This window comes from Caulobacter sp. P1_D6 (genome assembly GCF_056406095.1).
Genome location: NZ_JBFUAW010000035.1, coordinates 13,495 through 26,928, shown reverse-complemented (window position 1 = coordinate 26,928; position 13,434 = coordinate 13,495). Strand labels below are relative to the sequence as shown.

The window sequence follows — 13,434 nt, the reverse complement described above, 5'->3', positions numbered from 1 at the left end:
CTTGTTTTCTCCCGAAGCGATCGCGCCGTGCTAGGGCGATCAAGGTCGGATCCGGCTTAGGATCGACGGCGACAGGGGTCATCCGAAGGTGCGTGAGAAAGCGTCGGCAGTTCGTGAACGGCGGGCCGGCGCCATTGGCGAAGCGCCAACGACCACCTTGCTGCGGAGCTATGTCCGTCCGCTGGTCGTGGCCGTCGCGGCCGGCGCGTTCCTGGCGCTGATCGGCGCCCTGGGCACCTTCGACATGCTGTTGGGCGCGCGCCTGGCCTATTGGATCGGCCTGTCGAGCCTGGGCGCGGTGTTGGGCACGACCACGGCCCTGGCCGTCAGCCGGCTGTGGCCCGGCCTGGACGCGACCTGGTGGCGGGCCCTGATCATCGTGGCGGTGCTGACGCCGCTGTTCGCGACGCTGGTCTGGATCGCCGGCGGCCGCGCGCCCCTGACCCCGCGCGTCGTGGCGACCTATTTCGGCATCACCCTGGTGATGACCAGCGGCATGACGGCGCTGATGACCCTGGCCACCCGCCGTCCGATCGAGACTCACGCCGCGCCGCCGGAGGCCCCGCCCCCGCGCTTCCTCGAACGCCTGCCGCCTCGCCTGCGCGGCGGCGAGCTCTACGCGGTCCAGGCCGAGGACCACTATCTGCGCCTGCACACCTCCAAGGGCCAGGACCTGATCCTGCTGCGGCTGTCGGACGCCGTGGCCGAGCTGGAGGGCATCGAGGGCGCCCAGACCCATCGCTCGTGGTGGGTGGCCAAGGCGGCGGTGCGCGACGCCAAACGCGGCGACGGCCGCGCCGTCCTGACCCTGACCAGCGGCGTCGAGGCCCCAGTCAGCCGGGCCTATGCCCGGACGCTGCGCGAGGCGGGCTGGTACTGAGCGAGCACATTGAGGCGCCTCGCGACACGTCCTCCCCAGCACAACCTCAGGCTTGCTTTAGCGCGGTGGGACGACGCCGCCTGCAGCCAAACACGCGCCAAAGTATCGCAATAAGCCCCCCCCACAAGCTTGACGACTGATCAGGTCGCCTCCTAGCTCACCTGTACAGCTTGGCCTTAGGCCGGTTGACGAAAGAGGGATGGGATGAGCCAGGCTGTAACCAAGCATGACCACCTCGAGTGGGCGATCCGTAGCAGAGCACGCAATCAGGAATGCTGCCTGAAGTTGTTGAGGCTTTTTGACGAAGATCCCGCGTTTTGGAAGACCAAGACAGCATCGAGGGCCTCCCAAGAGCTGCTGGCGGTCGCGTTTTCGCTATGGAGAGCAGCGTTCTTAGCCGACAAAACAGGCAAGAGAGAGCAAGTGTTTACTCATGGAAGAGATTTCCTAGCTCGTTTAATCGAAGATAATGCAATCGCATATCCTCAAGATAAAACCGCTCGCGAATGGTCATTTAATTACTACACAAGAAACGCCAGATATTCTCTTGAATTCTTGGCAAGCTACTGGAAACACGGTCTGCCAAAATATGCAGGAGCCACGCGAAATGCCGTTGAAAGATGGGATTATTGCCAAGATCTTCTAGATCAAGGGGTCGCCCACTTCGGAACCCTGATATCTGAGCGTCGAATAATCAAAGAAAGAAAGACGGCGGGAAGAGCCGTACGCGAGGACGCGAAGAAACGTAGGCGAACCGTACGAGAGCTGACTGCGCCCGACCGAAAATCCAAATCTCAGTCCTAGCGTCAGGTACCTGTCAAAATCCGCTAGATCGGAACGGAAGCTCATGTCGGCTTGGGCGGTCCCCCGCCTGGGACCACCACGAGTTACAAGAAAAAGGCCCCCCGGGGACACCGGGGAGCCTTCTTCATCCGATCGTCGAGGGGACGCCGATCAGAACTCTTCCCACTCGTCGGTCTTTGCCGCGAGGGCGGTGTTTCCACGCGCCGCGCCGGGGCGGACGAAGGTCGCGGCGCGGGCCGCGGCCGGACGGGCGGCGGGGGCGCGCTTGGCCGGAGCCGCCGCGGCGCCGCCGACCTGGAAGCGGTCGACCAGGGCCGCCAGCTGATTGGCCTCGTTCTTCAGCGAGTGGCTGGCCGCCGTGGCTTCCTCGACCATCGCGGCGTTCTGCTGCACGACCTGGTCCATCTGGTTCACGGCGTTGTTGACCTCGTGCAGGCCCGTCGACTGCTCGACCGCCGAGGCGGCGATCTCGGTGACCAGCTCGTCGATCGAGGCCACCTGGGTGACGATGCGCTGCAGGGCGTCGCCGGTCTGGCCGACCAGGTCCACGCCGGCCCCGACCTGCTGGGTGGAGGTCGAGATCAGGGTCTTGATCTCCTTGGCCGCTTCGGCCGAACGCTGGGCCAGGGCCCGGACTTCCTGGGCCACCACCGCGAAGCCTCGGCCGGCGTCACCCGCACGGGCGGCTTCGACGCCGGCGTTCAGGGCCAGCAGGTTGGTCTGGAAGGCGATCTCGTCGATCACGCCGATGATCTGGCTGACCTGGGCCGACGAGGTCTCGATCTCGGTCATGGCCTGGACCGCCTGGGCGACGATCCGGCCCGACTTTTCGGCGTCGGTGCGGGCGGTGGCGACCACGGTGGAGGCCTCCTTGGCGCCGGACGCGGTCTTGCGGACCGTGGCGGTGATCTCGTCCAGGGCGGCGGCGGTCTCTTCCAGGCTGGCGGCCTGCTGCTCGGTGCGGCGCGCCAGGCTGTCGGAGGCGTCGGCGATCTCGTCCGAACCGCTGCGGACCCCGTTGGTGGAGACGATGATCGCCCCCATGGCCTCGCGCAGCTTCTCGACCGCCACGTTGAAGTCCTCGCGCAGCTGGCGATAGCGGCCGGTGAATTCGGCGTCGATGCCGCAGGTCAGATCGCCCTGGGCCAGTCGCGCCAGGTTCGAGGCCAGGGCGTCGACCACCGCGGTCTGCTCGGCGGCGACCACGCGGCGCTCGTCGTCATTGGCGGCGCGCTCGCTTTCGGCCGCCAGGCGGGTCTGTTCGGCGACGGCCTCCAGGCGGAGCTTGGCCAGGGCGGCTTCCTTGAAGGTGGCCACGGCGGCGGCCATCTGGCCGATCTCGTCCTTGCGGCCGGCGGCGGGGATGCCGACCCCGTTGTCGCCCGAGGCCAGGCGGCGCATGGCGGCGGTCATGGCCGACACCGGCGCGGCGATGACGCCGGACAGCAGCAGCCCGCCGCCGAAGGCGATGGCGATGGCGATGGCGGTGCCGATCAGCAGGGTCAGGCGCGCTTCCAGCGACGACTTCTTCTGGGCGGTCGCCTCGGCCGCGACGACGGCTTCCGAATCCTTGACGATCGCGTCGATGGCGTCCTCGACCACCGTGACCGTCTGGTCGGCGATCCCGTCGTGCTTGACCAGGTCGACGGCCTGCTGGTGGGTGGCCGGATCGCGGGCCAGGGTCTCGCCCGGCTCGATGGCCGCCTTGCGGTAGCCGGCGTAGGCGGCGTCGACCGCCGAAATCCTGGTCAGCTGGGCTTCGTCGCCGGCCGCCAGGGTCCGCAACTCATCCAGGGCGGCCAGGAACTTGGGCTTGTGGGCCTCTTCCAGACGCTTGACGTAGTACTCGTCGCCCGAGAGCAGGAAGCCCCGCAGCGAGTTCTCCTGACGGGTCAGGCGGAAGGCGGCGGTGTCGGCGGCGCGCAGCGCCTGATGGGCGCGTTCCGTGCGCCGGACCGAACCCTCGAACTCCATCTGGTTGACGAAGAGCGCCGCGCCCATGATCGCGATGGTGGTGAGCATCACCGCGAAAACCGCCAACAGCTTGTGCGGAATTTTCAGGTCGCCGAAGTTCATGGTCGCGCTCCAAATGGGACCGCGACGCGAACTTCATGACCACGGAAAGTTAAGCTGTAGCCAGAAGCACGCGTCGCACAGTCAACCATTGAGGGCGACAGGGTTTCCGCGACATTAACCGTACTGTGGCGCAACGTCGCACCGGTGGAATCTATTCCTCAACAATAACAACGTTTTGTGGAACAAGCCTCACCCAAGATTGTATTGTATAAGGGATACGGAGCCTTCCCCTACGGAACCCAACCTCAAGTAGCGGGTGTGCGAGGGTTAGAAAAATTTTCGTCAGTGCGCCTCGTCCCAGTTGGCGGCGGCCCGGGCCTCGACCGTCAGGGGCACCGAGATGGCCACGGCCGGCTCGGCGGCGCCCTGCATGATCTCGCGGGCGACGTCGATCGTGGCCTGGGCCTCGGCCTCGGGGGCTTCGAAGACCAGTTCGTCGTGCACCTGCAGCAGCATCCGGCTCGACAGCCCGGCCGCCTTCAGCGCGCCCGGCATGCGGATCATCGCCCGGCGCATCACGTCAGCCGCCGCGCCCTGGATCGGGGCGTTGATCGCCGCCCGCTCGGCGAACTGCCGGTGGGCCACCGACTTGCCGCCGATGTCGGGGATGTTGATCTTCCGCCCGAAGATGGTGCTGACATAGCCGTGCTCGCGCACGAAGGCCTTGGTCGCCTCCATATAGGCCTGGATGCCGGGGAAGCGCTCGAAATAGGTCTTGATATAGGCCCCGGCCTCGCCCTGCGGGATCGACAGCTGGTTGGCCAGGCCGAACGCGCTGATGCCGTAGACGATGCCGAAATTGATCGCCTTGGCCCGGCGGCGCACTTCCGAGGGCATGCCCTCGATCGGCACGTTGAACATCTCCGACGCGGTCATGGCGTGGATGTCCAGGCCCTCCTGGAAGGCCTTCTTCAGCTGGGGGATGTCGCCGATGTGGGCCAGCAGGCGCAGCTCGATCTGGCTGTAGTCGGCGCTGATCAGCACCTTGCCCGGCGCGGCCACGAAGGCCTTGCGGATCTTGCGGCCTTCCTCGGTGCGGATCGGGATGTTCTGCAGGTTGGGATCCGACGACGACAGGCGGCCCGTCGTGGTCGAGGCCAGGGCGTAGGAGGTGTGCACCCGGTTGCCGCCGCCCGGCGCGATCGCCGCGATCAGGTTTTCGGTATAGGTGCCCTTCAGCTTGGACAGCTGGCGCCAGTCCAGCAGCACGCGCGGCAGCTCGTGCTCATTCGCGAGAGCCTCCAGCACGTCGCTGTCGGTGGACCACTGGCCGGTGGCGGTCTTCTTGCCGCCCTTCAGCTGCATCTCGCCGAACAACACGTCGCCGATCTGCTTGGGGCTGCCCAGGTTGAACGGGCGTCCGACCAGCTCCTGGGCCCGGGCCTCGAACTGGGCCATGCGCATCGAGAACTCGTTGGAGAGCCGGCGCAGGGTCTCGGGATCGACGCGGATGCCGTCGTTCTCCATCGCCGCCAGCACGGTCGGCAGCGGGCGCTCCAGGGTCTCGTAGACCGTCAGCAGGCCTTCGGCGGCCAGGCGCGGCTTCAGCACATTGTAGAGGCGCAGGGTGACGTCGGCGTCCTCGGCGGCGTAGGCCGTCGCCTCGTTCAGGCCCACGTGCTTGAAGCTGATCTGCGCCTTGCCGGTCCCGGCCACCTGCTTGAACGGGATGGGCTTGTGGCCCAGCCACAGCTCCGACAGCTCGTCCATGCCGTGGCCGTGCAAGCCAGCCTCCAGCACGTAGCTGATCAGCATGGTGTCCTCGATCGGCCCCACATTGATCCCGTGGCGCGCCAGGACGGCGATGTCGTACTTGGCGTTCTGGGCGATCTTCAGCACCGCCGGATCTTCCAGCAGCGGCTTCAGGGCGGCCATCGCCTCTTCGAGCGGGATCTGGACAAGGTCGGCGGCGGCCTCCAGGGCCAGGCCGTCCTTCTCGCAGTGGCCGACCGGGATATAGCAAGCCTCTCCCGGCGAAATGGCCAGGGACACGCCGCATAGGCCGGCGGTCGCCGAAGACAGGGCGTCGGTCTCGGTGTCGAAGGCGACGATCCCCTTGGCCGTGGCCTTGGCCACCCAGGCGTTCAAGGTCTCCAAGTCCTGGATGCGGACATAGGCCGCGTGGTCGACGCTGGCCGGCTCGGCGACCGGGTTGGCCGCCGCCSGGGCGGCCGCGCCCATGTAGGACACGCCGAGCACCGGCGCGGTCGGGGTGCTGACGGGACGATCCAGGGTGCGCGGCGAGGCGGCGGCGTTGCCGTCCCCGACCCGGCGGGCCAGCGAGCGGAACTCCATCAGCTCCAGGAAGTCGGCCAGCACCTGCTTGTCGGGCTCGCGCACCACCAGATCGTCGACCGGCTCGGGCAGAGGCGTGTCGCAGTCCAGCTTCACCAGCTGGCGCGACAGGCGGATCTGGTCGGCGAACTCGATCAGGGTCTCGCGGCGCTTGGGCTGCTTGATCTCGTCGGCCCGGGCCAGCAGCGTGTCGAGGTCGCCATACTCGTTGATCAGCTGGGCGGCGGTCTTGATGCCGATGCCGGGGGCGCCCGGGACGTTGTCGACGCTGTCGCCGCACAGCGATTGCACGTCGACCACCCGCTCGGGATAGACGCCGAACTTCTCGAACACCTGCTCGCGGTCGATGCGCACGCCCTTCATCGGGTCGAACATCGACACGCCCTCGCCGACCAGCTGCATCAGGTCCTTGTCGGACGAGACGATCACAGCCTCGCCGCCCATGTCGCGGACCTTGCAGGCATAGGCGGCGATCAGGTCGTCGGCCTCGTAGCCGGGCAGCTCGATGGCCGGCACGCCGAACGCGCGGGTGGCCTCGCGCACCAGCGGGAACTGCGGGATCAGGTCCTCGGGCGGCGGCGGCCGGTGGGCCTTGTACTTGTCGTAGAGCGTGTTGCGGAACGTCTTCTCGGAGTGGTCCCAGATCACCGCCAGGTGCGTGGGCGCATCGCCCTGCATGTCGCGCATCAGCTTCCACAGCATGTTGCAGAAGCCCTGGACCGCGCCCACCGGCAGGCCGTCGCTCTTGCGGGTCAGCGGCGGCAGGGCGTGATAGGCGCGGAACAGATAGGCCGAGCCGTCGACCAGGAACAGCCGCACGGCGGGGCCGTCCTGGGTCAGGGGACGGTCTGCCCCCTCTTCACTCGGAATGGGAGCGGCGGCGGAATCGGGCGCGAGCGTATCGGTCATGGCCGGGAAGATAGGCGGTCGGAGCGCGCCCGGGAACACCCCAAGCGCCGGTCCCTAGCCGAACCGGGCGTTCAGGTTGGGCAGGTCCTTGCCGAACGCCGCGTAGCCGGTGGTGTCGCCGCCCGCGAGAAAGGCCCGGGTCCCCGTCAGCATCGCCCCGTAGGCGGCGTTGAACGGGCCCGTGGCCGAGCTGAGACGGCGCACGCCGAGCTGCGCCAGCCGCTGGGCCGACGGGATGCCGGGGCGGCCCATGGCGTTGAGCGGCAGGGCGATCCCGGCGGCCAGCTGGCCCAGCAGGTCTTCCTCGATCGGCAGGGGCACGAAGATCCCGCTGGCCCCGGCGCCGGCATAGAGCGCGGCGCGGCGCAGGGTCTCGGCCAGGGCGGCCTCGCCCTGGGCCAGCCCGGCCAGATAGACGTCGGTGCGGGCGTTGATGAACAGGTTCACGCCCGCCTGGCCGGCGGCGGCCCGGGCGGTCTCGATCTTGCGGGCGTGAAGCGTCGGATCGCGGCGGCCGTCCTCGAAATTGATCCCGACCGCGCCCGCCCCGACCACCGCCTTGATGGTCTCGGCCAGGGTCGGCAGGTCGTCGGTGTAGCCGCCCTCGATGTCGGCGGTGACCGGGACCGACACCACCCGGGCGATGCCGGCGACGGCGTCGATGACGGCGGCCACGGGAACGGCGTCGCCGTCGGCATAGCCCCGCGCCCAGGCTACGGCCGCGCTGGAGGTGGCCACGGCCTTGGCTCCGGCGTCCTCCATCAGGGCGGCGCTGGCCGCATCCCAGGCGTTGGGCAGCAACAGCACGTCCGGACCGGCGTGCAGGGCGTGGAACTGGTCGGCGGTCGTGGTCATGGCGGCGGCTCCGAGGGATCTGGCGGCCGAACTATTGAGCAATCGCGCCCTAGTCGTCTCGCGGAAATCGGACCTTGATGACCCGCTGCTGACATCCCTCGGCGGCGGGCGCCCAAGAAGGCGGCCGATCGTCGCAAATGCGGCCGGCGCGTCGTAATGCCGCCTTGGCGAGGTCAATTGCCTCGCCTAGAGGCAGGAGGTTCGCCAAGGCCGCGAAAACGGGAACCTCCCCCTCTCCCGGGCTTTGGATTGGACGACCCGAAACACAGGAAGACCCTGGCCCATGGTTTCATGGAAGAAGATCCGTGTCGGTACGGCGCTCGTCGCCGCCACCCTTACCACCGCCGCCGTGCTGGCGGTGGCTCCCGTGCATCACGTCGCGCCACCCGCCGACATAACCAGCGAGCCGGTCAGGCTGACCCCGCCGCTGATGCCCGCCGAGGCCGGCAAACCCCTTCCCAAAACCATCCTGACCTAGATTCCTAGCCGCTTTGGGCGCTATGGAGCGCCCATGCCGTTCACCGCCACCGTCCTGACCATGTTTCCCGAGGCCTTTCCTGGCCCGCTCGGCGTCTCGCTGATCGGCACGTCGTGGAAGGAGCAGGACCTGTGGCGATTGGAAACACTGGACATTCGGGGGTTTTCCAAGGATAAGCGCGGCTTCCTCGACGACACCCCCGCGGGTGGAGGCGTGGGAGCAGTGCTAAAAGCGGACGTCATCGCCGCCGCGCTCGACAGCGTGGAGGTCGGTGGGCGGCCGCTTTTGTACATGAGCGCCCGGGGTCGGCCCCTGACCCAGGCGCGCGTCAAGGAGTGGTCGAAAGCGCCGGGCGTCATCGTCCTGTGCGGCCGTTTCGAGGGGGTGGACCAGCGGGTGCTCGACGCCCGGGGGTTCGAGGAGGTCTCGGTCGGAGACGCCGTTCTAGCCGGTGGCGAGGCGGCGGCGATGGTCGTGATCGAGGCGTGCGTTCGATTGGCTCCAGGGGTTCTGGGCAATTTCGAGAGCACGCAGGAAGAAAGCTTCGAGGACGGCCTCCTCGAGCATCCGCAGTACACGCGACCGCGGACGTTCGAAGGGCTGGATATCCCCGAGGTGCTGCTGTCGGGCGACCACAAGAAGGTGGCCCAATGGCGGACCAGTATGCGTGAAGAGACCACCCGCGAGCGGCGTCCAGACCTCTGGGAAGCGCATCTCGCCAATCAACAGGCAAAAGGCGGCCCGAAAACGGGTAAGCCCAAAGGAGACTAGAGTTATGGCTGCTAACATCATCAAGGAACTCGAGCGCGAAGAAGCCCAGCGTCTGCTGGCCGCCCGCGCCATCCCCGAGTTCGAGCCGGGCGACACCCTGCGCGTCAACGTCCGCATCAAGGAAGGCGAGCGCGAGCGCGTCCAGGCCTACGAGGGCGTCTGCATCGCCCGTTCGGGCGGCGGCGTGCACGAGAGCTTCACCGTCCGCAAGATCTCGTTCGGCGAAGGCGTGGAACGTCTGTTCCCGCTGCTCTCGCCGAGCATCGAAAGCATCGAAGTCAAGCGTCGCGGCGTCGTCCGTCGCGCCAAGCTGTACTACCTGCGCGACCGTCGCGGTAAGTCGGCCCGCATCGCCGAGCGTTCGAACGTCCGCAAGACCGAGACCGCCGAATAAGGCTCGCGGCTTCGCGAAACGAATGGGGCCCTGGCGGAAACGCCGGGGCCCTTTTTTTTTAGGCGGTTTTCCTTTCAGCCGCCGGGGTTTCCATGGTCAAGCTTTCGTGCAACCGCACGAATATATTGACAAAACGCCGTTCGCTGGTGTTTGGTGAATGCACCCCCACCGCTTTGCGACGGGCTTATAGACCGCCCCCTTGCAAGGGAGCGGCCCTCTTCAGAAACGGCGTCATAGCCACTGAAGGAAATAAAGATATGAGGGCGCGCCACAGAGCGCGCCCTCTTTTCGTTCAGCCCCCGCACCTCGCCCGCAGAGGCAAGAAACTGCGTCAAAACGTCCGCACGCGGCGCCTGTGGGGCAGGATTGATCGCAACACCCGCCGGCGAACGTGAATTTTCGGCGCTTCCTCGCTTTACGCGCCCGTCCTCAGGGCCTAGATGCGCGGGTATCATGACCCGCGCACGCAAGACCCTCTACGACAAGATCTGGGACGCCCACGTCGTCAGCGAAACCAACGGCGAAGCGATCCTCTATATCGACCTGCACCTCATCCACGAGGTCACCACCCCGCAGGCCTTCGCCGGGCTTCGCGCGGCCGGCCGCAAGGTGCGCCGGCCCGACCGCACGCTCGCCGTGGCCGACCACAACATCCCGACCGAGGGCCAGGCCCTGGGCGTCGACGCCGTGGCCGACGACGAGGCGCGCCTGCAGCTCCAGACCCTGGCGCGCAACGTCAAGGACAACGGCATCGAGTTCTTCCCGATGGGCGACATCCGCAACGGGATCGTCCACGTGGTCGGTCCCGAGCAGGGCCGCACCCAGCCGGGCATGACCATCGTCTGCGGCGACAGCCACACCTCGACCCACGGCGCCTTCGGGGCCCTGGCCCACGGCATCGGCACGTCCGAGGTCGAGCACGTGCTGGCCACCCAGACCCTGCGCCAGGAGAAGGCCAGGAACATGCTGGTCCGCGTCGACGGCCAGCTGGGCCCCGGCGTCACGGCGAAGGATGTCGCGCTGGCCGTGATCGGCGAGATCGGCACCGCCGGCGGCACCGGCTACGTCATCGAGTTCGCCGGCCAGGTGGTCCGCGACCTGTCGATGGAAGGCCGCATGACCCTATGCAACCTGACCATCGAGGGCGGCGCCAAGGCCGGCCTGGTCGCGCCCGACGACAAGACCTTCGCCTACATCCAGGGCAAGCCCTCGGCGCCGAAGGGCGGGGCCTGGGACATGGCCCTGTCGTACTGGAAAAGCTTCGTCAGCGACGAGGACGCCCATTTCGACCGCACCGTGGTGATCGACGGCTCGGCCCTGGTCCCGATGGTCACCTGGGGCACTTCGCCCGAGGACGTCATCCCGGTGACCGGCAACGTGCCGGATCCGGAAAGCTTCGCCACCCCGGACAAGCGCGCCGCCGCCCACCGGGCGCTGGACTATATGGGCCTGACCGCCGGCCAGCCGATCTCCGAGGCCCGCATCGACCGCGTCTTCATCGGCTCGTGCACCAACAGCCGGATCGAGGACATGCGCGCCGCCGCCGCCGTGGTGCAGGAAGCCTTCCTGCATGGCCGCCTGGTGGCCCCGCACGTCAAGGCCATGGTCGTGCCAGGCTCGGGCCTGGTCAAGGAACAGGCCGAGGAAGAGGGCCTGGACGCCATCTTCAAGGCCGCGGGCTTCGACTGGCGCGAGCCGGGCTGCTCGATGTGCCTGGCCATGAACCCCGACAAGCTGGCCCCGCAGGAGCGCTGCGCCTCGACCAGCAACCGCAACTTCGAGGGCCGCCAGGGCCGCGCCGGCCGCACCCACCTGGTCTCGCCGGCCATGGCGGCGGCGGCGGCGATCGCCGGCTACCTGGTCGATGTGCGAACCCTGCTCGAGGAGACCGTCTGATGCAGGCCTTCACCCGCCTCGACGGCCGCGCCGCGCCCCTGTCGCTGGCCAATATCGACACCGACCAGATCATCCCCAAGCAGTTCCTCAAGACCGTCGAGCGCGAGGGCCTGGCCAAGGGCCTGTTCTTCGACTTCCGCTTCGACGGCGAGGGGAACGAGATCCCCGACTTCGTGCTGAACAAGCCGGAGTACAAGGGCTCGTCCGTGCTGATCGCCGGCGACAACTTCGGCTGCGGTTCGTCGCGCGAGCACGCCCCCTGGGCGCTGATGGACTACGGGATCATGTGCGTGATCTCGACCAGCTTCGCCGACATCTTCAACAACAACTGCTTCAACAACGGCCTGCTGCCGGTGGTGCTGAAGCCCGAGGAAGTCGCCCAGCTGATGGACGAGGCCAAGGGCGGCAACCACATGGTCAGCGTCGACCTGGCCGCCCAGACCGTGATCTCGCCCTCGGGCAGGAGCTTCCATTTCGACATCGACCCGGTGCGGAAGGACAAGATGCTCAAGGGCCTGGACTTCATCGGCGAGACGCTGATGCACGGCGCCGACATCGACGTCTACGAAAGCAAGCGGGCGCTGGACCGTCCCTGGCTGGAAGCCTGATGCCCAAATCCGGCTCCGTCATCCTTGCCGGCACGATCCGCGTCCCGCCCGAACGGCTGGCCGACCTGCGCCCGCACCTGAAGGCCCAGGTCGAGGGCAGCCGGGCCGAGCCAGGCTGCCTGGACTACGCGCTCAGCGAGGATCCGCTGGACCCCGGCCTGATCCGGGTGTTCGAGCACTTCGTCGACGAGGAGGCCGTGGCCTTCCACCGCGCCAGCCCGCACATGGCCGCCTGGCGCGCCTGCTTCCCCGAACTGGGCGTCCATGACCGCCGCATGTCGTCGTTCGACGTCTCCGACACCCGCCAAATCTAAGAAAGCCTTCCGATGTCCACGCTTCTGCTCCTGCCCGGCGACGGGATCGGCCCCGAGGTCTGCGCGCAGGTGCGCCGAGTGGCCGCCGCCCTCACGCCCGACCTGAACATCGAGGAGCGGATCTACGGCGGCGCCAGCTACGACGCCCACGGAACGCCCCTGACCGACGAGGTCCGCGACGCGGCCCTGGCCAGCGACGCGGTGTTGATGGGCGCGGTCGGCGGCCCGCAATGGGCGAACGCCCCGCGCCACCTGCGCCCGGAAGCCGGCCTGCTGAACCTGCGCAAGGCGATGGACGTCTACGCCAACCTGCGCCCGGCCTACTGCTTCGAAGCCCTGGCCGACGCCTCCAGCCTCAAGCGCGAGCTGGTCTCGGGGCTGGACATCATGTTCGTCCGTGAACTGACGGGCGGCGTCTATTTCGGCCAGCCGCGTGGCATCGAGGATCTCGGCAACGGCCAGAAGCGCGGTGTCGACACCCAGGTCTACACCACCGCGGAGATCGAGCGCGTGGCCCGGGTGGCCTTCGAGCTGGCCCGCGGCCGCGGCAACCGCGTGGCCTCGGCCGAGAAGTCGAACGTCATGGAGAGCGGCCTGCTGTGGAAGCAGGTGGTCACCGACCTGCACGCCCGCGACTACGCCGACGTCCAGCTGGAGCACATCCTGGCCGACAACTGCGCCATGCAGCTGGTCCGCGCCCCCAAGCAGTTCGACGTCATCGTCACCGACAACCTGTTCGGCGACATCCTGTCCGACGCCGCCGCCATGCTGACCGGCTCGCTGGGCATGCTGCCCTCGGCGGCCCTGGGCGCGGCGGGCAAGCCGGGCCTGTACGAACCCATCCACGGCTCGGCCCCCGACATCGCCGGCAAGGGCGTGGCCAATCCGCTGGCCGCCATCCTGTCGTTCGAGATGGCCCTGCGCTGGTCGCTGGACCGCGCCGACGCCGCCGACGCCCTGCTGGCGGCGGTCAAGGCGGCGCTGGACGGCGGAGCCCGCACCCGCGATCTGGGCGGTTCGCTGACCACCGCCCAGATGGGCGACGCGGTCCTGGCCAAGCTCTAGGGCGATCCGACGCCATTTCGCTCACCTTTTGGTGAGCGAAATGGATTTGCCCGCTCCCAATCGCGCGACGGCGTTCTAAGCTCCTCCCA

The 13,434-nt window shown here is 67.8% G+C and carries 12 protein-coding genes; 9 read left to right on the top strand and 3 right to left on the bottom strand.

Annotation, left to right across the window (positions count from 1 at the left end; all coding sequences use genetic code 11):
• The first annotated feature begins 157 nt into the window (after positions 1-157).
• Both AC1DYP_RS19025 and AC1DYP_RS19020 read left to right on the top strand, forming a co-directional pair.
• Positions 158-880 (top strand): LytTR family DNA-binding domain-containing protein, encoded by a 723-nt coding sequence (locus AC1DYP_RS19025; protein WP_477047654.1) that lies wholly within the window; start codon positions 158-160, stop codon positions 878-880.
• Between the two features lie 204 nt (positions 881-1,084).
• Positions 1,085-1,684 carry a hypothetical protein gene (locus AC1DYP_RS19020; protein WP_477047653.1) on the top strand — a complete coding sequence of 200 codons (600 nt, stop codon included), beginning with the start codon at positions 1,085-1,087 and terminating at the stop codon, positions 1,682-1,684.
• A 150-nt stretch (positions 1,685-1,834) separates the two neighbouring features.
• Here AC1DYP_RS19020 and AC1DYP_RS19015 read toward each other — a convergent pair whose 3' ends face one another.
• From AC1DYP_RS19015 to AC1DYP_RS19005, 3 genes are all read right to left on the bottom strand, one after another.
• Positions 1,835-3,760 (bottom strand): methyl-accepting chemotaxis protein, encoded by a 1,926-nt coding sequence (locus AC1DYP_RS19015; protein WP_477047652.1) that lies wholly within the window; start codon positions 3,758-3,760, stop codon positions 1,835-1,837.
• 282 nt (positions 3,761-4,042) lie between these two features.
• Positions 4,043-6,964 (bottom strand): DNA polymerase I, encoded by a 2,922-nt coding sequence (polA, locus tag AC1DYP_RS19010; RefSeq protein ID WP_477047651.1) that lies wholly within the window; start codon positions 6,962-6,964, stop codon positions 4,043-4,045.
• A gap of 54 nt (positions 6,965-7,018) precedes the next feature.
• Positions 7,019-7,819 carry an isocitrate lyase/PEP mutase family protein gene (locus tag AC1DYP_RS19005; protein ID WP_477047650.1) on the bottom strand — a complete coding sequence of 267 codons (801 nt, stop codon included), beginning with the start codon at positions 7,817-7,819 and terminating at the stop codon, positions 7,019-7,021.
• Positions 7,820-8,102: 283 nt separating this feature from the next.
• On the opposite strand from AC1DYP_RS19005, the gene AC1DYP_RS19000 reads away from it, so the two are divergent.
• The 7 genes from AC1DYP_RS19000 to leuB all read left to right on the top strand — a co-directional run bounded on the left by AC1DYP_RS19000 (position 8,103) and on the right by leuB (position 13,345).
• Positions 8,103-8,297 (top strand): hypothetical protein, encoded by a 195-nt coding sequence (locus tag AC1DYP_RS19000; RefSeq protein ID WP_477047649.1) that lies wholly within the window; start codon positions 8,103-8,105, stop codon positions 8,295-8,297.
• A gap of 33 nt (positions 8,298-8,330) precedes the next feature.
• Entirely contained in the window at positions 8,331-9,068 is a 738-nt protein-coding gene (gene trmD / locus AC1DYP_RS18995; protein WP_056721592.1) for a tRNA (guanosine(37)-N1)-methyltransferase TrmD, read from the top strand.
• A 4-nt stretch (positions 9,069-9,072) separates the two neighbouring features.
• Entirely contained in the window at positions 9,073-9,462 is a 390-nt protein-coding gene (gene rplS, locus AC1DYP_RS18990; RefSeq protein ID WP_422182323.1) for a 50S ribosomal protein L19, read from the top strand.
• 453 nt (positions 9,463-9,915) lie between these two features.
• Entirely contained in the window at positions 9,916-11,358 is a 1,443-nt protein-coding gene (gene leuC / locus AC1DYP_RS18985; protein ID WP_477047648.1) for a 3-isopropylmalate dehydratase large subunit, read from the top strand.
• Positions 11,358-11,966: a 3-isopropylmalate dehydratase small subunit gene (gene leuD, locus AC1DYP_RS18980; protein WP_477047647.1), complete on the top strand. Its 609-nt coding sequence runs from the start codon at positions 11,358-11,360 to the stop codon at positions 11,964-11,966. The genes leuC and leuD overlap by 1 nt, the downstream gene beginning before the upstream one ends.
• The gene (locus AC1DYP_RS18975; protein WP_477032369.1) at positions 11,966-12,280 is read left to right on the top strand and encodes a putative quinol monooxygenase; all 315 of its coding nucleotides are present in this window, start codon (positions 11,966-11,968) and stop codon (positions 12,278-12,280) included. Before leuD ends, AC1DYP_RS18975 begins: the two co-directional genes overlap by 1 nt.
• A gap of 12 nt (positions 12,281-12,292) precedes the next feature.
• Positions 12,293-13,345: a 3-isopropylmalate dehydrogenase gene (gene leuB / locus AC1DYP_RS18970; RefSeq protein WP_477047646.1), complete on the top strand. Its 1,053-nt coding sequence runs from the start codon at positions 12,293-12,295 to the stop codon at positions 13,343-13,345.
• The last annotated feature ends 89 nt before the right edge of the window (positions 13,346-13,434 follow it).